This is a genomic window from Adlercreutzia sp. ZJ242 (assembly GCF_011038995.1).
GTDB lineage: Bacteria > Actinomycetota > Coriobacteriia > Coriobacteriales > Eggerthellaceae > CAAEEV01.
The window spans coordinates 39,148-61,082 of record NZ_JAAKEE010000014.1 but is presented as its reverse complement, the minus strand read 5'-3'; the positions used below and the strand labels follow the sequence as shown (position 1 = coordinate 61,082).

20 protein-coding genes are annotated in these 21,935 nt (G+C 68.1%); 3 read left to right on the top strand and 17 right to left on the bottom strand.

Annotated features, from left to right (window positions below; genetic code table 11):
- The first annotated feature begins 141 nt into the window (after window positions 1–141).
- Window positions 142–714: a TetR/AcrR family transcriptional regulator gene (locus G7Y49_RS05230; protein ID WP_370519600.1), complete on the top strand. Its 573-nt coding sequence runs from the start codon at window positions 142–144 to the stop codon at window positions 712–714.
- A 141-nt stretch (window positions 715–855) separates the two neighbouring features.
- Here the strand turns inward: G7Y49_RS05230 and G7Y49_RS05225 are convergent, their stop codons facing one another.
- The 12 genes from G7Y49_RS05225 to G7Y49_RS05170 all read right to left on the bottom strand — a co-directional run bounded on the left by G7Y49_RS05225 (window position 856) and on the right by G7Y49_RS05170 (window position 14,405).
- Window positions 856–1,554: a 2Fe-2S iron-sulfur cluster-binding protein gene (locus tag G7Y49_RS05225; RefSeq protein ID WP_165171774.1), complete on the bottom strand. Its 699-nt coding sequence runs from the start codon at window positions 1,552–1,554 to the stop codon at window positions 856–858.
- Complete coding sequence (locus G7Y49_RS05220; RefSeq protein WP_206214559.1) at window positions 1,551–3,542, bottom strand: NADH-ubiquinone oxidoreductase-F iron-sulfur binding region domain-containing protein; 1,992 nt, start codon at window positions 3,540–3,542, stop codon at window positions 1,551–1,553. Before G7Y49_RS05220 ends, G7Y49_RS05225 begins: the two co-directional genes overlap by 4 nt.
- Window positions 3,532–4,071 (bottom strand): NADH-quinone oxidoreductase subunit NuoE, encoded by a 540-nt coding sequence (nuoE, locus tag G7Y49_RS05215; protein WP_165171770.1) that lies wholly within the window; start codon window positions 4,069–4,071, stop codon window positions 3,532–3,534. Before nuoE ends, G7Y49_RS05220 begins: the two co-directional genes overlap by 11 nt.
- A 1-nt stretch (window position 4,072) precedes the next feature.
- Window positions 4,073–5,491: a B12-binding domain-containing radical SAM protein gene (locus tag G7Y49_RS05210; protein WP_165171768.1), complete on the bottom strand. Its 1,419-nt coding sequence runs from the start codon at window positions 5,489–5,491 to the stop codon at window positions 4,073–4,075.
- 18 nt (window positions 5,492–5,509) lie between these two features.
- Window positions 5,510–6,811, bottom strand: a complete 1,302-nt coding sequence (locus G7Y49_RS05205) for a radical SAM protein (RefSeq protein WP_165171766.1) — start codon at window positions 6,809–6,811, stop codon at window positions 5,510–5,512.
- A 2-nt stretch (window positions 6,812–6,813) separates the two neighbouring features.
- The gene (locus G7Y49_RS05200; RefSeq protein WP_165171764.1) at window positions 6,814–7,971 is read right to left on the bottom strand and encodes a (Fe-S)-binding protein; all 1,158 of its coding nucleotides are present in this window, start codon (window positions 7,969–7,971) and stop codon (window positions 6,814–6,816) included.
- Between the two features lie 86 nt (window positions 7,972–8,057).
- Window positions 8,058–8,330 (bottom strand): hypothetical protein, encoded by a 273-nt coding sequence (locus G7Y49_RS12080; protein WP_206214558.1) that lies wholly within the window; start codon window positions 8,328–8,330, stop codon window positions 8,058–8,060.
- Window positions 8,331–8,350: 20 nt separating this feature from the next.
- Complete coding sequence (locus G7Y49_RS05190; protein WP_165171762.1) at window positions 8,351–8,800, bottom strand: hypothetical protein; 450 nt, start codon at window positions 8,798–8,800, stop codon at window positions 8,351–8,353.
- A gap of 32 nt (window positions 8,801–8,832) precedes the next feature.
- A complete protein-coding gene (locus G7Y49_RS05185; RefSeq protein ID WP_165171760.1) occupies window positions 8,833–9,312 on the bottom strand; it encodes a hypothetical protein in 480 nt (159 codons plus the stop codon).
- A gap of 9 nt (window positions 9,313–9,321) precedes the next feature.
- Window positions 9,322–10,479: an AAA family ATPase gene (locus tag G7Y49_RS05180; protein ID WP_165171758.1), complete on the bottom strand. Its 1,158-nt coding sequence runs from the start codon at window positions 10,477–10,479 to the stop codon at window positions 9,322–9,324.
- Window positions 10,480–10,597: 118 nt separating this feature from the next.
- Window positions 10,598–12,868 carry a molybdopterin-dependent oxidoreductase gene (locus G7Y49_RS05175; protein ID WP_165171756.1) on the bottom strand — a complete coding sequence of 757 codons (2,271 nt, stop codon included), beginning with the start codon at window positions 12,866–12,868 and terminating at the stop codon, window positions 10,598–10,600.
- A 226-nt stretch (window positions 12,869–13,094) separates the two neighbouring features.
- The gene (locus tag G7Y49_RS05170) at window positions 13,095–14,405 is read right to left on the bottom strand and encodes a trigger factor (RefSeq protein ID WP_165171754.1); all 1,311 of its coding nucleotides are present in this window, start codon (window positions 14,403–14,405) and stop codon (window positions 13,095–13,097) included.
- A gap of 454 nt (window positions 14,406–14,859) precedes the next feature.
- On the opposite strand from G7Y49_RS05170, the gene G7Y49_RS05165 reads away from it, so the two are divergent.
- The gene (locus G7Y49_RS05165; RefSeq protein ID WP_165171752.1) at window positions 14,860–15,423 is read left to right on the top strand and encodes a hypothetical protein; all 564 of its coding nucleotides are present in this window, start codon (window positions 14,860–14,862) and stop codon (window positions 15,421–15,423) included.
- 180 nt (window positions 15,424–15,603) lie between these two features.
- The gene (locus G7Y49_RS05160; RefSeq protein ID WP_165171784.1) at window positions 15,604–16,500 is read left to right on the top strand and encodes a prenyltransferase; all 897 of its coding nucleotides are present in this window, start codon (window positions 15,604–15,606) and stop codon (window positions 16,498–16,500) included.
- Window positions 16,501–16,550: 50 nt separating this feature from the next.
- On the opposite strand, the gene gluQRS is transcribed toward G7Y49_RS05160, so the two are convergent.
- The 5 genes from gluQRS to G7Y49_RS05135 all read right to left on the bottom strand — a co-directional run bounded on the left by gluQRS (window position 16,551) and on the right by G7Y49_RS05135 (window position 21,919).
- Window positions 16,551–17,555: a tRNA glutamyl-Q(34) synthetase GluQRS gene (gene gluQRS, locus G7Y49_RS05155; protein ID WP_241157269.1), complete on the bottom strand. Its 1,005-nt coding sequence runs from the start codon at window positions 17,553–17,555 to the stop codon at window positions 16,551–16,553.
- Window positions 17,556–18,137, bottom strand: coding sequence for an indolepyruvate oxidoreductase subunit beta (locus G7Y49_RS05150; protein ID WP_165054810.1), 582 nt, complete (start codon window positions 18,135–18,137; stop codon window positions 17,556–17,558).
- A gap of 11 nt (window positions 18,138–18,148) precedes the next feature.
- Window positions 18,149–19,879, bottom strand: coding sequence for a thiamine pyrophosphate-dependent enzyme (locus G7Y49_RS05145; protein WP_165171750.1), 1,731 nt, complete (start codon window positions 19,877–19,879; stop codon window positions 18,149–18,151).
- Window positions 19,880–19,969: 90 nt separating this feature from the next.
- Window positions 19,970–20,422, bottom strand: coding sequence for an FHA domain-containing protein (locus G7Y49_RS05140; protein WP_165171748.1), 453 nt, complete (start codon window positions 20,420–20,422; stop codon window positions 19,970–19,972).
- Window positions 20,423–20,461: 39 nt separating this feature from the next.
- Complete coding sequence (locus G7Y49_RS05135) at window positions 20,462–21,919, bottom strand: D-alanyl-D-alanine carboxypeptidase family protein (RefSeq protein WP_165171746.1); 1,458 nt, start codon at window positions 21,917–21,919, stop codon at window positions 20,462–20,464.
- Between the last annotated feature and the right edge of the window lie 16 nt (window positions 21,920–21,935).

The following is a 21,935-nucleotide window of genomic DNA, read 5'->3' as shown; positions in this document are numbered from 1 at the left end:
GTGCTTTGCCATGATGAACCTTCCTTTCTCGATCTGGTTGGCAATGCCAGTCGAGTATAGGAAGCGTGGCTCTGCTTGAAATCGCGGTGTTGGAGGTTATGCGGCTCGTCCTGAAATCGGGTGTTGCTCGCTACGAAATCGATGCGGCTGAAAATTGGAAATAATCATCGGAACGACTTTCGCGGCCGGGTCACCCGAAAGATGCTCTGGGATGCGTTGTTCTCCTTGATAGAGGAGCGTCACTTCGACAACATCAGCGTGAAGGACATCTGCGCCCGGTCGCACGTGAACCGCTCGACGTTCTACAACCACTTCGAGAGCAAGTTCGACCTGCTCAACTACGGCATATACGAGATCATGCCCGAGGAGGCCAACCTCATCGCCGCCGACGCGCACCGCCGGGGCGATGAGGGCAAGCCCCCTTCTCCTCACGAGGCCATATTCAACTACGTGTACAAGTACCAGCGGTTCTTCGGCAACCTCTTCGTCGTGAAGGGCATCAGCGACCACGTGTTCACGAGCATGATCGCGGGCACCTCCGACTTCTTGAACTTCAGGGAGCAGAGCGAGAACCGTCCCAGCGTTCCTCTGGAGGTGGAGGCCCTGATGTACTTCGGTGCCGTCAGCACCTTGACGGTGTGGTGGCTCAAGAACAAGTGCTCCACGCCGGTGGAGGACATGATCCGTTACGTCGATACCGTGTTGCGCCTCTAGCGCCCCAGGCCGGCGCCTTGCCGGGCACGCCTTGCGCGCCATCGCGCCGAGCGCCTTGCTCGCCGTCGCGCCGAGCGCCTTGCCCGCGCCCGCTTGCCACTCGCCTGACGTCTGGCATCCGCCGCTCGCGCCAAGCGCCCATCAGACGCCGGCAAGCTCCAGGGCGCTCGCCGGACAGACGTCAACGCAAGCCTGGCACGCCTCGCAGGCGGAGGCGCTGGCGGAGGCGTCACGATCATCCCCTATGCAGGCCACCCGATACGCCGAGCCCCGGCCGAGAAAGCAGAGGATGCCCGCGCCCTCAGACGAGCAGGCCGCCACGCAGCGGCCGCAGCGCACGCACGCCTGCTCATCGACGCTCATCGGCCCCGCTGCGCCCAGGAGGACCGCCCCCCTCCCGCGCGGCGTCGCATCGGGCTTCTCGCACGCACGCTGCGCCGCGAGCGCTCCCCAGCTCGAGCGCAGCGGCACGCCCAGGTGACGCGCGATCCCCCGCAAGTCGCACGTTCCCTGCTCCCGGAAGCGCGCGCACGAGCCGCATCGCACCCGATGCGTTGACATGACCAGGTCGAAGCTCGCGCGCGCCCATGCGATCGCTTGCGCGTCGCGCGTGTCGACGACCATGCCGTCCTCTGCCTTCTCCTCGCAGGCGAACACGGGCACGTCGCGCCCCTCCACGCCGACCGCGCACAGCCGACATGCCGCCCGCACGGGCAGGCCGTCGCCCGCGAAGCACAAATGCGGCACGGAGAACCCGTTGCGCAGCAGGACGCCGAGCAGGTTCTCCCCGCAGTCCGCCTCGACGAGGCGCCCGTCGACGATCAGGCTCACCGCGCTCATGACCCTCCTCCCGCCCGCAGGCGCTTCGCCGGCGTCACCTTCCGCACGGCGCGATGGTTGACGCCGGCGCACGAGTCGACGCAGATGGCGCAGCGCACGCACAGGTCGTCGTCGATCTCGTGGGTGCGGTACGTCCTCCCCGACAAGCCGTCGTATCCGTACGCCGACGTGATGGCCTCGCACACCACGCTGCACTGCTCGCAGGCGCTCATGCACCCGACGTCCTCGAACTCGTACGAGATCAAGTCGCGGCACACGAGCGCCGGGCACATGCGCTGCTCGACGTGGGCCCTGAACTCGTCCTCGAAGTACCTCAGCGCCGTGATGACGGGGCTCGACGCCGTGCGCCCCAGGTTGCACGCAGAGGCCCTCCTCAGGTGGGCTGCGAGGCTTCGCAAGGCCTCGAGGCTCTCCTCGCCCCCCTCGCCGCGGGCCACGCCGCCCAAGAGGTCGAGCATGAGCCGCCCGCCGACGCGGCACGGCACGCACTTGCCGCATGACTCGGACTGCGTGAACTCCAGGAAGTAGCGCGCCATCTCGACCATGCAGTCATCCTGCGACAGGACCACCATGCCGCCTGAGCCCATGATGATCCCGGCGTCGCGAAGCGACTCGAAGTCCACCGGCAGGTCGAGCGCTGACGCGGGGAGGAACCCTCCCGAGGGCCCGCCGATCTGAATCGCCTTGAACACGGTCTCGGGAGCGCGCGGGCGCGTGCAGTACCCGCCGTGCCCTATGTTCGGCGTCTCCCTCCCCGGCTTCTCCACGTTGAGGTCCACCATGCCGCCGCCCGCGTCGTAGAGTATCGCGCGCAGCGTCGAGCCCAGGGGAACTTCCACCAGCCCGGGCCGCGCGACTTTTCCCGTCAGGCAGAACACGGCCGTCCCGGCAGACGAGGCCGTTCCGATGCCTTTGAACCACCGCGCGCCGCGCGCGATGATGTGGCGGACGTACGCGAGCGTCTTCACGTTGTCGATCACGGTGGGACGGCCGAGGAAGCCCCGCTCGGCAGGGTACGGGGGCCTCAGGCGCGGCTCGCCGCGCCGCCCCTCCATCGAGGCGAGAAGCGCGGTCTCCTCCCCGCACACGAAGGCGCCCGCCGCCTCGAACACGTCCACGTCGAAGCAGAACGCCGTCCCGCAGACGCCCTCGCCGAGCAGGTGCGCGTCGCGCGCCTGCTCGATCGCCTGGCGCATCCTGTCGACGGCCAGCGGATACTCAGCGCGCACGTACACGCGCCCCTCGCACGCCCCCACGGCGTACCCCGCGATGAGCATGCCCTCGAGGACGGCGTGGGGGTCGCTCTCGATGATCACGCGGTCGACGAACGACCCGGGGTCGCCCTCGTCCGCGTTGCAGACGACCACCTTCCTCGCGCCGTCAGCCTCCCGGCACGCGCGCCACTTCACGCCGGTGGGAAAGCCAGCTCCCCCGCGGCCCCGCAGGCCGGCTCGGGCGATCTCCTCGATCACGTCGTCGGGGCCCAGAGCAAGCGCACGTCGCAGGGAGGCGTAGCCGCCGCGCCGCCGGTAGTCGTCAATCGAGCAGGGGTCGACGATCCCGCAGTTCTCCATGACCACCCGCCGCTCGAGGGCGCTGCGCGCGGCGAGCGCCTCCGACACGATCGCCCCGTCACTCTCAACGCGCCCCAGGTAGAACTTGCTCTCGGGCTCCTCCTCGCCGAAGCACGTCCTCAAAAGGTAGCGCGCCGCCACGGCGTCGAGGTAGCCGAACGCGTTCACGCGCCCCGAGGGCGCCTCCACCGTGACGAGGGGCTCCGCGTAGCAATGCCCCAGACATCCCACCTCGACCAGCCGGTAGGGCAAGCCGAGCTCCGCGATCTCGACGCGCAGCGCCTCGAGGACCTCGAGCGCGCCGACCGAGCGCCCGCACGTCGCCGTGCCGACCGCGATCGTGCGCAGCCTCTCACCGTCCTCGCCGCCGGGGACGCCCTCGCCGCCGGAGATGTCTCTGACGTCAGCCGGCATCATCTGCACCCCTGCCCGCGTCCTCGTCCGCGCTTGTGCCGTCGTCCGCACCTGCGCCCTCGTCCGCGCTTGCGCCTTCCCGCCCCGCCGCGCGGCTCGCAAGCTCGTCACGTGCGCTCACCTCGTTGAACACCGCGCGAACCTCCGCGCTGTTCATGCACCCGCAGACCTCGCCGTCGACCATGACGGCGGGTGCGACGCTGCAGCATCCGATGCAGGCGACGCGATCGAGGTCAAACGCGCCGTCTGAGGTGGTCTGCCCCGGCTCGATCCCCAAGAGGCGCGACCACTCGTCGAGGACGAGCGCGCTCCCCTTCACGTGGCACGCCGTGCCCGCGCACACCTTGACCGAGTGCCGCCCGGGCGGGTTGAACTTGAACTGCCCGTAGAAGCTGGCTACCGCGTACACCTCGGCCTTCGTGATGCCGAGGGCCGAGGCGAGCTCGCCGACCTGCTCGTCGGGGACGTACCCGTGCTCTTCCTGGATGGCCTGCAGCGTTGGCAGCAGCGACTCCCGCTTCCCGCCCATGCTAGTCCTTTGCGCCCGCGCGCGCAGCCCTCAAGAACTCGTCTGAGGTCTGCCGCATGATCTCGTCGACGAGGTCCTCCTGCCCGTAGGCCTTCAGGCGCTTGATCGCGTCGTCGGAGGTGTAGAAGCTGCGATAGGCCTTGATCAGGTACTCGTGCATCTCCCGGGGCGTCACGTGGGAGCTCGCGATGTTGGCCTTGCCGTACGAGATGTCCGCCCACGTGTCCTTGCGCACCAGGTCCTGCTTGACCGCGTGCTCGTAGAGCGGGCTGCCCGGGAACGCTGAGCAGATGAAGAACTCCGCGTAGTCGAGCTTGATCTCGCTTGCGAACGCGATGGTCCGCTCGATCTCCTCTGCCGTCTCGTCCGGGAATCCGATGATGAAGAAGCCCCACGAGCGCATGCTCGCCTCGTGGGTCCACCTCACCGCGTCGGCCATCTGGGCGAGCGTCTCGCGCTTGCCGACCAGGTCGAGGATGCGCTGGGACCCCGACTCGATCCCGTAGTACACGATGCGGCACCCCGCGCCCGCCATCGCGCGAAGCATCTCGGGCGAGACCGTGTCGGCACGCGCGCTGCACGTCCAGTTGACCTCGTACCCGCGCTCCACGATGCCGGCGCAGATGTCCATGACGCGCCGCTTGTCGAGCGTGAACAGGTCGTCGACGAACTCGAAGCTGTTCATGTGGAACTTCTCGACGATCTCACCGATCTCGTCGAGGATGCTTTCCGCCGAGCGCTTCCGGTAGCGGCTTCCGCCGATGAAGGGCGCCGCGCAGAACTTGCAGCCGAACGGGCAGCCCCGGCTCGAGACGATCGAGGCCGTCCGGTGCGGGTGCCCGCCCGAGGCGTAGAGCTCCATCGGCAGCAGGTGCCGGGCCGGGAAGGGCAAGGCGTCCAGGTCCTGTATGCACGGGCGCTCGGGCGTCATGACGACTGCGCCCGCGCCGTCGCGGAACGCCAGCCCGCGCACCCCCGCGAAGTCCCGCGCGCCGCCCTCGATCGCGTCGAGGAGCTCGACGAACGTCTCCTCGCCCTCCCCGACGCTCACCAAGTCGAGCTCCGCGCACTCGGCGAGCGTCTCGCGCGGGAAGCGGGAGGCGTGTATGCCCCCGAGCGCCAGCAGCGCCCCGGGGCAGGCGCGCCGCGCCGCCCGCACCGCGTCGAAGGCGTCCATGAGCGTCGTCGTCGTCGCGGTGACGCCCACCACGTCAGGGTCGAGCCTCCGAACGGCGTTCTCCAGCTCGTCGAGGCTCAGGTGCAGCGCGTTCGCGTCGATGATGCGGACGCTGCGCCCTGCGGCCTCCACCGCCGCCGCTATGTAGGCGATCCCCATGTTCGGCGCCGTGCAGGAGAAGAACTCGCCGCTCGGAAACGTGCTCGCGTCGACCACGTGGGGGTTGATCAAGACCAGGTCCATGGACAGCACCTGCGCGCGCTACCGCCGCGTCGGGTAGGGGTAGAGCCTCTGCCCCTCGGCGTTCGTCAGGTGGTAGGCGCAGAACGGCACGGTCCGCCCGTCGGGGGCCTGCACGCCCAGGTTGCAGCGCTCGACGCGCTTGGCGTCGAACGTCCACGCGTCCATGAAGCACATCACGAGAATCGGCAGGCCCCGCGGGATGGCGCCATGGTACTTCCGCAGCGCAACGTCCACGAAGGTCGAGCCCTGGGTGCTCCCGTCGGCGAAGAAGTCCTTGTACTCCTGCTCGCCGATGCTCCGTGACAGCGGGATGAAGAACTCGTCATCCCCCACCAGGTAGGTCGAGCAGTCGCACAGCGGGCTCACGCAGTTGAGCGGGTAGAAGTCCCGTGCCTTGACCATGCCGTCCGTCTGCTCCTCGATCATCTTGACGACGTCGCCCATGGTGACGTGCCGCTCCCGCTCGACGTCGAACCTCCCGGAGAAGAACGCCGGCTGGAAGGAGATGCCCTCGATGACGTCCATGTTGCCCATCGCGAAGCGGATGATGTCGGCGAGCTGGTGGTCGTTCACCCCGCGGACTATCGCGGGGGCCAAGATGACGGGCAGGCCCGCCTGCCGGCAGTGCTCGATGGCCTGCATCTTGAGCTCGTGGGCGCCCGCGCCCCTGAGCTTCTCCGTCACCTCGCTCGTCACGCCGTCGAACTGCAGGTACACGTTCGAGCAGCCAGACTCCCTGAGGCGCCGCGCAAAGCCCGGGTCCTGTCCGAGGGCGATGCCGTTCGTGTTGAGCTCGACCACCTCGAAGCCCACCTCGTGGGCCGTGGCGATGATCTCGAGCAGGTCAGCGCGCACCGTCGGCTCGCCGCCCGTGATCTGAAGCGTCGCCTCGGGGTACTCGCGCTGGCGTATGCCGCGCATCTGCTCGACGAGCTTCTCGAAGGAGGGTTCCTCAAGCTGCTCGCCAGCCGACATGAAGCACACCGGGCAGCGCATGTTGCAGCGATACGTCACCTCGATCTCGGCGAGGGAGATCCAGTTTCGGTGGGACGAGCACAGGCCGCAGTCATGGGGGCACGACCCCGACGACGCGGTTTGGGGCGCGCGCGTCTTGGCGGGGAAGTCGAAGCTGGAGCACCACGCGTAGTGCTCCGCGTCAGGCCAGACGTACACCTCGAAGTCGCCGTGCTCCGGGCAGCTCTTGCCCTGGTACACCTCGCCGTCCCGCTCGTACACAACCGCCGGGACGCTTGCCAGGCAATGCGGGCACACGCTGCTCGTCTCGCTGATCACCCGCGCGTTATCCGGAACGTGAAACATGGTCACCTCTCCTCTGAAAGGGGGCGGGAATGCGCCAGGCGGAACTCGTTGCGCGCGCCCTGATCTCCTCGCCACATCAAATCCAACTTCCGCCCGCACTCCTCGCGGTCGATCTCCTGGTCGACGACGAGCTCCAGCACGTGCCTCACCCTGCCGTGCGCGAGCGAGGCGTCAAGGGTGCTGCAGCTTGACATGCAGGCGCAGACGCACCAGTCGGCGCCGGTGCGGGCGAACTCCTCAGCCCGCCTGTGCGCGCGGACCTCGCGCATGGTGAAGTCGAACAGCGAGACCGCGCCCCCCGACCCGCAGCACCGCGACTTGTCGCCGCAGCACTCCATCTCCTTGAGGTCGTAGCCGGAGAGGATCTCACGCACCCATGCCCCTTGGGACGTCCCGCGCGCCGGGCACGAGTCGTGGACGGAGACGGTGACGCCCGGGCGCGCCGGGGCCTTCACCCCCGCGCGCGCCAAGTGCTCGTACACGGAGGTCACGCGCACGCCCTCGGCCTCCCCGCGGCTCTTGAGCTGCGCCAGGCAGTTCGGGCAGGCCACCATGACCTCCTCGTAGCCCGCGCTCGTGATGCGCTCCCACAGCTCGTCTGCGAAGCGCTCGTAGCGGGCGAGCAGGCCCATCTCCGCCAGCGGCATGCCGCAGCAGTCGTCCAGCAGCGCCACCTTCGCGCCGCACACCTCGTCCAGCAGGCGCATCAGCGCCGGGAGCAGCTCGTATCCCTCGTTGAACAGCGAGCACCCGGGCATGAGCGCCAAAGGCGAGGACGCCACGCGCTCAGGGGGGACGCCAAGCGCGTACGCGTCGCGGAACAGGCTGATGGCGTTCCAGTCGTAGTCGACCCACATGGCGCGATAGCGCTCAGCGTCGATTCTCCCCTCGGCTATGAGCAGGGACCGCATCGCCACCACCATGTCGGCTATCCTCACGTGGGCGGGGCACGCCGTCTCGCAGCGTCGGCAGAGCGCGCAGCGCGGTATGAACCACTCCTCCCGCGTGCCGAGCTCGCCGGCGAGCACCTGCCGTGCGAGCGACCCGGGACGGACGGGGTCGATGGCGGGAAGGATGTCGCAGGTCGCCGTGCAGGCGCCGCAGTCCAGGCACTTCGCGGCCTCCGCCCTCATCATCTCTCTCGCGTCGCCTGTCATCATGCAAAAGCACCCTCACGCTCGCCGGGCGAGGTCGAAGGCGCGTGAGCGCAAGCGCTTTCGACCTCGCCCGGCATCATCTCGACGGACTAGAAGTACACCGCGTTGTCGTCCTTCGGCGCGGCCGGGGCCCCGGGCGCCATCGGGATCGAAGGAGCCGCGGGGGCTGCGGGCGCGGCAGGAGCGGCGGGAGCCGGCATGCCAGCCTCCTTGGCCGCCATCTGCGCGGCCACGTCCTGCTCGCTCAACGGCGTCATCGGGGCGAAGCAGCGGGCGCACATGGTCGCCTCGGGCAAGTTGTTCGTGCCGCATTCCGGGCACTTGTGGTCAACCTGGTTGACCGTCGCAGGTCTAAAGCACATGGGTAACTCTCCGTTTCTCGTTACAGACCCTCAGGCTGGAGCCAGACTTCCGGCGCGTCGAGCATGGGGTCGTTCTCGTCGAAGATGTTGATCGCAACATCCTCAGGTTTGATCTGGCGTGAAGGGATGCGATAGGGGGACTTCTTGATGTACAGCTCGATCTCGCGTCCCTCCACGTAACCGCGGTCCTTGAGCTGCTTGGTCTGCTCGTCGTCGAGGCAGAGCTGGAAGAGCGGGACGCCTTCCATCTTGATGGTGTTCAGCCCCGCGCGCACCTCGAGCTCGTAGTCAGCGGCGTAGGCCCCCGTCTGCCTCCTGACGCTCAGGTACACCTCCTCGTCCTGAAAGCCCATCATCAGAAGCGTGCGGTAGTCAGCTTCGTCGAGGCCGATCAGGGTCTGGCAGCCGTTCACCATCCTGACGTAATACGGAACGCCCTTCGTCGTGTATCCGGTCGAATCATCAATCATGCCATGCTCCTGCCTTTGTCTGATGGGCGCGATCACCAGCCGACGACGCCGTCGGTGCCCATCATGTTCTTGTTGAAGTCCTCGATCTGCCGCTGCTTCCGCTTGATCTCGTCCTCTTTCCAGTCCTTGGCGGCCGCCTGGCCGACGTCGAGCTGGAAGTCGGCGTTGAGCCGGTCGACGAACGTGCGCACGCGCTCAAGCCAGCGGCCGAACTCGCCCTCCATGCGGCTCGTGGGCGTGAGGCCCTGCCGGAAGTACTGCGCGCCCATGGTGTTGGTCATGGCCTCCAGCTCAGCGCGAGCCCACGTCGACAGCCCGCCCTCCTTGAACGCGTTGTTCTTCGGCTTGGACGAGTAGATCATGTACGCGTCGGACGCCGCCTGGGAGAGCCCGCCGTACGCCAGGCGCAGCGCCGTGTGCCGCTCCATGGGGTCCTCGGTCGCCAGCGCCGCCTCGTACTCAGCCTGCGCTTGCCGAAGCCGGTCGAGCACGTCGTTGATCGCCAATGCCATAGGATGCTCCTAGCCCTCGAAGAACGCCTCCAGCGTGTCGCGGTCGGAGATGGAGATCTCCTCGGCGAACGTGGCCTTGGTCTCGGACCTCTTGAAGTTGTAGAGCTTGACGTCGTCGGCGGCGATGACGCCCTCGCCCACCATCTGGTTGAGCCGGCGGAGGATGTGGTCGGAATGGCAGGTGATGGCGACCTGCTTGCCCTCGTTGGCGATGTCCACCAGGATCTCGGCGATGCGGCGCTGCATGACGGGATGCAGGTGCATCTCAGGCTCCTCGATCATGATGAGGGTGCCGGGCTGGTACAGCGTGCCGAGCACGATCGCGGCGATGGACTGGTTGACGCCGTAGCCCGAGTTCACGGCGCTGACCCACATGCCGCCCTCGTCGAGGTCCATGACCACGCTCGGGCCGCCCATGACGTAGGGGTTGATGTTCACGCCGATCTTCGACAGGCGGTCCTGCATGACCTCGAGCTGGTTGCGCACGCCCGGGTAGCGCTTCGCCTCGTTGATCTTGTACATGATCAGGTTCGACAGCCACTCCTCGAGCAGGGAGTGGTCGCCTGCGCGCTTGGACACGTCCTCGATGGTCGGCGCGCCGGCGAGCAGCGGGTAGCTGTACTTCGTGAAGCCGCGGTTCGAGGAGAGGTACAGCATGTTCGTGAACCAGTCGTAGACGAGCTTCTGCCCCTCGACGGCCTTGGTGATCTCGGCGCGGTCGTGCACGAGGTACTCGCCGCCGCCGTAGCCCTTGGCGACCTGGGAGAGGAAGACGCGGTGGTAGGGCTCGATGACGCCCGGCGCCGTGCTGTCCCAGCGCCATACGTGCCGGTCGCCCTCGATGAAGCTCTCCTGGATGCCACGCTCGCGGATGCGGGCCTCGTAGGTGCTCTCCCCGTAGGCCTCGTCCTCGAAGCGCGGCGCGATCCTCATCTCGAGGCTGGCGTCGTGAGCGTACACGATCTCCTTGTAGTCGCCCATGCGCAGCAGGTAGTCGTTGAAGGTCACCTCGTTGCGCTCGATGCTCTGCTTCATGAGGGCAAGCGACTGGAACAACGTGGTCTTGCCGACGGAGTTCAGCCCGGTGAGCACCGTGAACTTCCCGAACTCGATGTCGATGTCTTTCAGCGCCTTGAAGTTCTCCAAGGCGACGCTCTTCAGCTGCATGGCACTCTCCTTCTCGATGAGCTGACTGGTCGATCTTTGCCCCCGGCTGCCGGCACCGCATGCGCGGTGCCGGCGTGCCTGAGGCTACCTCACGCGACAGCCTCGCGCGTTTTCCCAGCTAGTTGCTGAAAACCGTGTTGAACGGGTACTGCGCGGCCTTGGTGACCTTGCAGAGGCCCTGCTTGATGTTGAAGCCGCCCGCGTAGGGGTCGCAGTTCTCGGGGGCCTTGTCGGTCGCCATGTTCGTGTTCGACATGAACCAGCCGCCGAGCCACGGCTCCTCCATGGGGAGCTCGGGGTACCACCAGCCGTGCTGCGCGGCGATGGCGCGGGGCAGGATGCCCGAGGAGAGCTTGGCCCTCTGCAGGAACTTGCCGCGGCGCGTCTCGATCCAGCACCAGTCGCCGTCGGCGATGCCCAGGTTCGCGGCCGTCTCGAAGTGGATCTCGAAGTACGGGTCGCGGCAGCGCGAGCGGAAGCCGGAGATCTGGCGATACTCGGAGTGGTACATCGGCATGAAGCGGGAGCCGGCGATGAGGATCAGCGGGTACTCCTTGGCGATCTCCGGGGTCCTGACCGGCGACTCGAAGGGCTCCTCGTAGTCGGGGACGGCGGACTCGGGGCCGCAGAGCTTCTCCATGATGGTCGAGTGCAGCTCGACCTTGCCCGTCGGCGTGGCGAAGCCGTACGGCTGGCCGGTCTCGGGGTCAAGCTCCTCATGCCACTTCGGCACCGGCGGATGGAGGTAGCGGCGCTCGACGCACTCGTCGAAGCTCTTGTACCCCAGCGGCTCCATGATCCACAGGGCGACCTCTTCCTTGTCCTTCCAGTGCCAGTACTCCTTCACGATGTCCTCGGGGAAGTACTTCTCGGCGATGGCCTTCCAGAAGCTGTAGTTGTCCTTGCGCTCGTACATGGGCTGCACCGCACGATAGCCCCACCAGTTCACGTCCGCGCAGCCCCAGAGGGCGTACGGGAAGGACAGGGGGCGCTCAAGCCACGTCGCGCCCGGCAGCACGTAGTCGGACAGCGCCGCGGCGGGGGTCATGAAGTACTCGTGGGTGACGATGAGGTCGAGGCACTTGAGGGCCTGGTAGGTCTGCTTCGTGTCGGCCACCATCGAGAACGGGTTGCCCGCCTGGATGAAGGAGGCCTTCACGGCCTGCGGCTTGCCCGTGATCATCGCGTTGTAGGTGATGGCGGACGGGGCGGAGCAGTTGTAGTTGTACACGGACGCGTAGTCGCGCTTGTACACGCGGGACTGGGCCTCGCTGATCAGCTCGTAGCTCGCCCACGTGTGGATCGGGAAGGTCTCCTGGCCGCAGGTGTGGCGCTTGGACTTCGGAAGCAGGTCCGGGCGTCCCAGGTCGTTGGTGTGGCGGAACTTCATGTAGTGCGGAGCCACCAGCGAGCAGCCGCCGGAGACGTTCATGTTGCCGCAGATCGCGCGCAAGAAGCCCTTGAGGCGGTTCGCGTCGGTCGCGTTGCGGCCGATGGTGTCGGTCGCGAGGCCCCAGCCGCAGGCGCCCGGTCGCGCGTTGCCCCACATGCGGGCGGCGGCGCGGATCTTGTCGGGATGGACCCACGTGATCTGGGCGACCTTCTCGGGCGGGTAGTCCTTGACGCGCTCCTTGAGCTCGTCGAAGCCGTAGCACCACTTCTCGACGAACTCCTTGTCGTAGAGCTCCTCCTCGATGATGACGTTGAGGAAGCCGAGGGCCATGGCGCCGTCGGTTCCGGGGCGCAGCTGCAGCCAAAGGTCGGCCTTGCGCGCGAAGTCAATGCAGCGGGGGTCGACGACGATGAGCTTCGCCTTGCCGAGGGCCAGGGCGTCGAGCTGCTGCCAGGTCTCGGGGAAGTCGCCGGACTCCATGAGGTTCTTGCCCCAGGTGAGCATGACCGCGCTCTCCGGGCCCGCCGAGGGGCTGGCGAAGTTGCCGTAGATCATCGAGTCGGCCGTCATCGTCGGGCACCAGCAGATGTCGCAGGCACCCACGTTGACGTTGGGCGATCCCAGCAAGTTGAAGAACAGCGCCGCGTACCACTCGTCGGTGCGGCCCGTGCCGCGCTGCAGGACAACGGACTCCTCGCCGTACTCGTCGACGATCTGGTGCAGCTTCTCCGCGATCTCGGTTGCCGCCTGCTCCCACGTGATGCGCTCCCACTTGCCCGAGCCGCGCGCGCCGACGCGCTTCAGCGGGTAGTTGATGCGATCCTTGTGGTCATGCCACTCAGGAATGTACTTGAGTCGCTCGCATACGCGCCCTGCGTTGTTCGGCGAGGTCGGATCGCCTTCGAGCTTGGTCAGACGCCCGTCCACAACAGTGGCAAGCAAACCACATCGCTCATGACTGCTGTGACACAGAATCGGTTTGACCTCTGTCGCCATTTCCTTCTCCTCCTTCTTCTTTCTCTTCCATTACCTTCAAACTCTCGCGAGGCCCTTTGACCTCGCCTTTTCAACGTATCGAAGAACGGAGCGCTTCGCCATCAACAGTATCTCCCGTCTGTTCGTTACCCCGACACCGCCCCGAAAGCGCCGCCTTAGGCAACACCGACCCCCGAATTGTCCACGTCTCGGTCGAGGGCGCGAGGGGCAGCGGCGCGGGCGCGCCTCAGCCGAGCGCGAGAACCGCCCGTCGCGCGGCGTGCTTGTTCGCCTTGAGGCGGCGCGCCTTCTCGCGGATCTCGTACATATGCCCGCCCTTCTCGTACTGCTCCCTCAGGCTCGAGGCTGCGGCGACCCTGCCGCCCGTCATCTCGAGGAACACCTCGTCAAGGTCGGCGTCGGCGAGGTCGAGCCCGAAGTGGTCCGCGTAGGAGTCGAGGGCGAACCCCTCGAGGATGGCCTCGCGCGCCCGCTCCATGAGGAACGCGCCGAACGCCTCCCGGTCCATGCCCTGCGTCGCCAGGTAGTCGTCGAGCGACAGGTTGCTCTGCTCGGCCTGCCCGCTGATCTGGTAGATGAGGTCGTTGACGACCTTCTCGTACAGGGCGTCGGAGATGGGCGCGTCGAGGCGCCGGGACAGCTCCTGCGCCACGGGACGCAGCAGGGCCTCCTCGTCAGGCTTCGCGCGCTCCTGCGCCATGCGCGCGCGGATGGCCTCCCGAAGCTCCCCCACGCTCTTCGCGCCCTCGATGTGGCTGGCAACCCACTCGTCGGTGAGCTGGGGCGGGGTGAACTCGGCGAGGGATCGGACCGTCACCGTGCACGTCAGCGTCTCCGTGTCGCGCTCGTTCTTGGAGTGCAGGCCGAGGGCCTGGAACTCGAAGGTCTTCGTCTCCCCGCGCCTCATGCCCGTGACGTTCTCGTCAAACTCCGGGGAGAACCACCCCTCCCCTATGTCGAACGAGCGGCTCGGCGACGTCAGGTGCTCCACGGGCTGTGCGCCCCTCAGGGTGCTGATGGACACGTTGACCCTGTCGCCCGGCCTCACGGGCCGATCCTCCTCGGTCTCCACGTACGCGGCGTGGTCCAAGACGATCTGCTTGAGGTACCCCTCGACCTCCTCGTCAGTGACCTTCTGCTCCGGAAGCTGCACGCGCACCGGCTCGTACGACGACAGCTCGTAGCGCGGCTTGCGCGTCACCTCGACGGCAAGCGCGTAGGGGGCGCCCTGCGTCGGCTGGGGCGCGTCGACTATGACGGGGTCGAGGATCGTCTCGAAGTCGAGCGCGTCCACTATCCAGGAGACGAGCATGGCCGGCACGCCCTCCGCGCAGCGGCTCTCGACCTCGTCCTGGCCGAGCTTCTCGACCAGGAGCGTCATGATGTCCTCGTCGCTCGTGGAGTCTATGACGTTGGTGTAGGCCAGTATGCGCCTGACGACCTCGAAAACGCTGCTGACGTCCGCTGCGGCGAACGACGCCTCGACGCGAACCTTCCCATCGCCCGCGTCAGCGAGGCTCATGTGCTCTGGCTTCATGACCGCACCCCTTCATATAGACACGCCGTCCGACCGCCCCCTTGCGGCGCGAGGCGCGCCGCAAGGCGGCAGCTCCTCAGCGCTTGGGGGCTTTACTCAAATCTACCGTTTCGAGCTGGGGTTTCGTAGTCAGCAAAAAACTGGGCGTGTTTAAGATCGCGACATTCTCGCGTCGTGTGTTGCCTAGGGGCACATATCAGGGAAACTGTCTGGCGCGCTGGCGCGCGTCAGGCGGCGCACGTCCCGCCGTCCGGCGCGCGCCAGCGGCTCTTCCCGCCGCCTTCCCGCCCGCCGTCCTCCCGACCGGATCGGCCTGCCTTCGCCACCGCTCGCCAAGGGGCGCTTCGGCCGACGTTTTCCCCTTTCAGCGTGGGGAGGAGCGGCAGATGGTCTATCATGGTCTGCGTGGGAAACCAAGGCCCGCCGCATGTGGCGGGACGAAAGGGGAAGCAACATGAAGATGAAGAAGCTGACCGCCGTGATCTCCCTGGGCGCTCTGCTCGCCTTCTCGCTCGTCGCCCTCACCGGCTGCGGCGCCAACGACGAGCAGGTCATCCGCGAAGCCATCGCCGACGAGCTCGACTCCTACAAGACGCTCGACGACGAGGTCGTGAACACGCTCATCGCCGACATGGACGCCGACGAGCTGTCCGACTACGGCATCGACGGCGCCGAGTTCATCAAGTCCTACCTCTCGGGTTTCGACTACACCATCGACAGCGTCACGGTTGACGGCGACACCGCCGAGGCCGTCATCACCATGACCTGCAAGAGCTACTCCGGCTACGAGAAGGCGCTCGAGGAGGCCGCCACCAGCATCATGGAGGACGAGAGCATCTTGAAGATGAGCGAGGAGGAGGTCAACGCCCTCATCGGCTCGACCATCATGGACGCGCTCGACAGCGTGGAGGTCGCTCAGACCGAGCCGGTCACCATCGAGTACACGAAGTCCGGCAACGTGTGGGAGCCCGCGGCTTCCACGAGCAACGACGTCGCCACCGCCCTCATGACCAACTAGCATGCGCCCCGTGAGAGCCGCCTGCTTATGCGGGCGGCTCTCTGCTGTCCGAAGGAAGCGACCCTCATGAGCGAAACCACCCCGAAGAGCACGAGCGCGCGCCGCACTGCGACGCAGGCTGCGCGCGCGTCCGCCCCCGCCCCGCGCGGCCGTGAGCCGCAGGCGCGCCTCACGCCCCAGATGGCGTGGCTCCTCGCCGCGCCCCACACCTGGCCTGCGTCGATCCTGCCCGTGCTCGTGGCCTGCGCCTGCGCGTACGCCACGACGGGCGCGCTCTCGGTGACGATGGCGTGCACGCTGCTCGTCATCTGCGTCCTCATGCAGTCGGCCGTTAACACGCTCAACGACTACTTCGACTACGTCAAGGGAACCGACTCGAAGGAGGACAACGTCGACCCCTCGGACGCCGTCCTCGTGTACAACAACGTGAACCCCGCCTCCGCCCTGCGCCTCGCCCTCGGCATGCTCGCCGCGGCGTTCGCGCTCGGCATCTACCCCATCGTGCAGGCAGGCTGGATCCCGCTTGTCATCGCGCTTGTGGGCGCGCTCATCGTCTTTCTGTACTCGGGCGGCAAGACGCCCATCTCGTACCTGCCCATCGGCGAGCTCGTGAGCGGGTTCGTGATGGGCGGCCTCATCCCGCTCGCATGCTACCAGGTGCTCACCGGCAGCCTGGACTGGCGCGCGCTCGCATGGGCCGTCCCCACCGTCATCGGCATCGGCCTCATCATGCTCACGAACAACACCTGCGACATCGAGAAGGACGTCGCGGCGCAGCGCAAGACGCTCGCGGTCCTGCTCGGGCGCGCGCGGGCCGTGAGGCTCTACCACGCGCTCATGTACGCGTGGGTGGCGGCCGTCATCGTCATCGTCGGCGTGTGGTTCACGGGCGGCCTCGTCGTCATGCCCTTCATGCTGCTCGCCGTCTACCCCATCGCCAAGGCGCTGCGCTCGAACCCGCTCGCGAACCCGGCGCGCATCGGGGCCATGGCCCAGATCTGCAGCCTGAACGTGGCGCTCGGGGCGTTCTACGCCGCCGCCGTGCTCGCGAGCCGCGGCATGACGCTCGTGCTCTAGCGCGCCACGCGCATCTGGCCGGCAGCGCACGCCGCGCGAACACACGCGCCTTACGCGCCCTTCCCGCCGTCAGGGGGATAAGCGATGGCGATCTGGCCGCGCCAGCGCCGCGCGAGCGCGTCAAGGTCAAACGTCTCGAGCAGCTGCTCGGGCGTCGTCGGCTCGTCAGCGGGGATGAGGCCCGCCACATAGGCCACGTGCCCCACCACACCCGCCGGCGTCTTGAAGCGCGCGAGCAGCTCGTCGAGGGCCGCGTCGCGGTTGCGCTTGGCGAGGCGGCGCCCGTCAGGCGCCACGAAGAGCGGCACGTGCGCGTAGCGCGCATGCGGGAGGCCGAGCAGGTCCTGCAAGTACACCTGCTGCGGCGTGGAGCATAAGAGGTCGACCCCGCGCACCACCGAGCTCACGCCCTGCGCGGCGTCGTCGACCACCACCGCGAGCTGGTAGGCGAACGCGCCGTCCGAGCGGCGCACGAGGAAGTCGCCGCACTCGCGGTCGAGCCGCTGCGCGTAGGGGCCCTGGATCTGGTCGTCCACCTCGATCACGCGCGCGTCCACGCGCAGGCGGCACGAGGGCTGCCGCGAGGGCGCGCCGGTCGTGAGCGCCTCGGTCTTTAGGCGCTCACGCCGCGCCGCGCGCTCATCGTCCGTCAGGTTTCGGCACGTGCCGGGGTAGACGTGCTTCTCCCCCTGGTGGGGGGCCGAGGCCGCGTGCAGGTCGGCGCGCGTGCAGAAGCAGGGGTAGGTCAGGCCGCGCGCGGCGAGCGCGTCGAAGGCGGCGCGGTACGCCTCGTCGCGCCCGTGCTGGTAGAAGGGGCCGGCGTCCCACGTGAGTCCGAGCGACTCGAAGTCGCGCTGCACCGCATCGCGATACTGCGGCTTGGAGCGCTCGCGGTCGAGGTCCTCGATGCGCAGGACCATCTCCCCTCCCTGCGACTTGGCCACGAGCCAGGCCATGAGCGCGGCGAATATGTTGCCCGCGTGCATGCGCCCCGTCGGCGAGGGGGCGAAGCGCCCGACGACGCGCCCGCCCCCTTCGTGAGCGTTGTTGGGCACCTACGCCTCGTTCAGCACGAAGGCGCGGCCCGCGGCGAACGCCGCGAGGTTCGCCTCGACGGTCTTCGGCGGCACGCGGCGTGAGATGGTGTCCTCCCACGCGCTCACGGGGAAGTCGAGGCGCGCCGAGAGCGCGCCGAGCAGCACCACGTTCGACGCCTTCACGTTGCCCGCCTCGCGTGCGAGGCGCTCGGCGGGGATGAGCAGCGCGCCGAGGCCGACGAGGTCCTCGCGCGCACGCGCCGGCATCTGCGCCTTGCCGGTGAGCACGGGCAGCGACTTGATGGCCTCGTCGTTCACCACGAGCGAGCCGCCTGCCTTGAGCTGCGCCTGGTTGCGCAGCGCCTCGGTGGTCTCAAACGACACGATGATGTCGGCGCAGCCCAGGTCGGACACCATGGAGGCCACCTCGTCGCCGAAGCGCACGACGGTGGTCACGGCGCCGCCGCGCTGGGCCATGCCGTGGATCTCGGACACCTTCACGTCAAGCCCGGCGGCGAGCGCCGCACGGGCGAGCAGGTCGGCCGCGAGGATGGTGCCCTGGCCGCCGACGCCGCACAGCAAAACAGTTGTTGCAGACATAAATGAACCTCCTACTCTGCGACGATGGCGTCGAAGCGGCAGTACTGGGCGCATTGGCCGCAGCCGATGCACAATCCGGCGTCAATGGACGCCGTGCCCGTCTCGGCGTCGCGCGCGATGGCCGGGCAGCCCAGCGTCGTGCACACGCCGCAGCCCGTGCACGCCGCGCTCACGGCATACGGGGGACGGCGCTTGCGCTCGAGCAGGACGCACGGCGCGCGGAAGATGAGCACCGACAGCTCGTCGGCGGCCGACGTGGCCTCCTTGAGCGCCGTGCGCACCGCCGTCATGTCATGCGGGTCGACCACGCGCACGTCCTCGACGCCGAGCGCGCGCACGACACCCTCGAGGTCGAGCTCGCGGCTCGGGCGCTGCTGCAGGGTCACGCCGTTGAAGGGGTTGCCCTGGCGGCCCGTCATGGCCGTGGTGCGGTTGTCGAGGATGCACACCGTGCCGCTGCCGCAGTTGTACACCGTGGAGATGAGCGAGCTCAACCCCGAGTGGCCGAACGTGGAGTCGCCGATGACGGCCACCACGGGGCGGTGCTCCTCGCCCGCCCAGGCCAGCTCGAAGCCGTGCGCCATGGAGACGGACGCGCCCATGTCGACGCACGTGTCCATGGCCGCGAGCGGCGGCAGGGCGCCGAGCGTGTAGCACCCGATGTCGCCGGTGACCACGGCGCGCAGGCGCGTGAGCTCCTTGAACACGAGGCGGTGCGGGCAGCCCGGGCACAGCGCCGGCGGGCGGCCGGGGAGGTCGTCGCGCGCGGGCAGATGCTCGGGCGCCTCGAAGCCGAACGCGGCGCGCACCAAACCCGGCGACAGCTCGCCGTCGCGCGGCAGCTCGTGCGGGAACGCCCTCACGCCAACGCCGCACGCCGCGACGCCGCTCGCCAGGTACTCCGAGGCTTCCTCCACCACGTAGAGCTCCTCGACCGACTCGGCGAAGGCGCGGATCTTGCCCGCGGGCAGAGGCCAGGTCACGCCGAGCTTCAGGACGGACGCCTCCGGCAGCGCCTCCGCCACGTGCTGGTACGCCGCGCCGGCGCAGATGACGCCGACTCTTCCCGCGCCCTTCGTCACGACGTTGTAGGGGCACTCCTCGACCCACGCGCGCAGGTCCTCGATGCGCTCGAGCTGCACCTTGCGGCGCGGCTTCGCGAACGCGGGCATCATGACCCACTTCTGCGGCGCCTTCTCGTAGGGCTTCGGCTCGAATGCCGCGCGCTCGCCCACCTCGACGGGCGTCTTGGTGTGGGACACGCGCACCGAGGAGCGGATCATGAACGGCACGTCGAAGCGCTCCGAGAGCTCGAAGGCGTCGCGCGTGAACGCGAGCGCCTCGGCGGAGTCGGCCGGGTCCATCATCGGGACGTGCGCCGCCTGCGCGTAGTAGTGCGAGTCCTGCTCGTTCTGCGACGAGTACATGCCCGGGTCGTCCGCGGCGAGGATGACCATGCCGCCGCCCACGCCGGTGTACGCCGCGGTGAACAGCGGGTCGGCCGCCACGTTCACGCCGACGTGCTTCATCGTGGAGATCACGCGCGCGCCGGCTGCCGACGCGCCGAGCCCCACCTCGACGGCCACCTTCTCGTTCGTGCACCACTCGGCGTACACGCCCTCCTTGCGCCCGAAGCACTCGAGCGTCTCGGTGGAGGGAGTGCCCGGGTACGCCACGCCGATCGTGGCACCCGCCTCCCATGCGCCCTGGGCGATAGCCTCGTTACCTGACAACAGCTCCATACCACACCTCACTTGGCGCCGAAGCGCCCTCTTCCTTCTCTTCCCATGCTCTGCCCATGCCCCCTGCCCGCAGGCGCCCGAGGCGCCAGGCTAGAGCGCGCTCTCCTCGTACAGCAGGCAGAACGTCCCGATCTGGACGAAGTCGCCCGAGCGGAGCGCCTTCGCCTCGACGCTCTGGTTGTTCACCCACACGCCGTTGAACGAGTTCTCGTCGGCGATGACGTAGCAGTCGCCCTCGCGCCGAAGCGTGGCGTGCATGCGCGACACCGTCATGTCGTTCAAGAAGATCGAGCACTGCGGGCTGCGCCCGATGGTAAGCTCGCGCTCCTCGGGGCTCAGCCGATACGTCACGCCCACCTGCGGGCCGCGCACCACGCGCAGCACGCACTCGCAGGCGTCCCGCTTCGCCGAGGCGCGCTCCTGCTCGTCGAGCACGAGCGGCTTGAACTTCTGCGTCGCGCCGAGCAGCTTGAAGCCGCACTGCGCGCAGCTCGCGTCACCGGGGTTCACCGGCGACTGGCACACCGGACATCTCTCTGTCATGTTCACCTTCCCGTCTGCCCAGGCTCGCCTGCGGCCAGCCTACACGACAAGCGCCTGCTTGTCGTAGATGAGCGATACGTCGTTGAGGACGACCGAGTCAGCCATGGTCGGCTCGCCCGTGAATCCCTTGATGAAGCGATCCCACCAGATGCCGATGCCCTCGAACACGCCGGGGGCCGCGACGTCCTCGCATGCCACGAGGTCGACCTGCGCGACCACCTCGTTGCCCTGGTGGAAGGTGGCACGCCCGAGCACGTCTCCCACCTTCACGTCGCCTTTCGGCTCGTCGAACTCGAAGGACTCGCTCACGTTGCCGTCGAGCGCGAACACCTCGACCGACGCCGCGGGGTCGGCGAACGTCGCCTTCACCGTGCGGTCGGGCCAGTCGGCATGCGCCACCTCGGCGACCACGGGCGCGTCAACCTGCGCGCCGCCAAGCGTCACCGACACGCTCTCGGCGGCGTGCGCGAGCGCATACGTCACGCGGTTGTCGTACACCCAGTCGAACAGCGTGGTGGTGTCGACGAAGCGCTGCGCCTCGGAGCTCGATTTCAGCACGATGGCGTAGAGCTCCACGCCATCGCGCGTCGCCGCGCCCGCGAAGCACGCGCCCGCCTGGTTCGTGAAGCCGGTCTTGATGCCGCAGGCGCCCTCGTAGACGCCGAGCAGCTCGTCGGTGCTCTCAAGCTCGATGCTCGCCTTCTCGCCGTCGCGCTCCACCTCGATGGCAGCCGCCTCCGTGCCCACGATGCTGCGGAACGTCTCGTTGCCCATGGCATAGGCGGCGATCTTGGCCACGTCAGCCGCGGTGCTGTGGAGCTTGCCCTCCCATTCGCCGTCGTCGAGCCCGTGCGGGTTGGTGAACACCGAGTCGGTGCAGCCGAGCTCGGCGGCCTTGGCGTTCATGGCCTCGACGAACGCTGCGAGCGCCTTCTCGTCAGTGCTGCCGCCGAGCACGGCCTTGCCCACGCTCTCGGCGATGGCGATGGCAGCGTCGTTGCCCGAGGGGATCATGAGGGCCTTGAGCGCCTCCCCGAGCGGCATGACGTCGCCCTCCTGCAAATGAGCGCTCGACTCGCCCACCTCGGCAGCCAAGGCGCTCACCGTGACCGGCGTGTCAAGCGGCGCGGCGTCGAGCGCCACCACCGCGGTCATGACCTTGGTGATGGAGGCGATCTGCGCGGGGTCGCTCGCGTTGCGCTCGAAGTACACCTTGCCGTCGGCGTCCACCACGATGGCCCGCTCGGCGTCGATCGAGGGGCAGGCCGCCGCCGCGATGCCGCGCTGCTCCATGGCGGTGCCCGCGATCACGTCAGTGCGGCGCACGTCAGCCCAGGCAGCGTCCGCGTCCGCGAGCGCAAGCGCGCAAGGGCCCATCGCCATGCTCGCGCACAGCAGGCCCGCGCACGCCAGGCGGCGCGCCCGATCACGCCGGCGGCGCCTGACTGGATGCGCGTCCGCGAAAGCCGCGTATGTCAGATTGGTGTTGAGCTGCATTGCTTCCGTTTCCGCT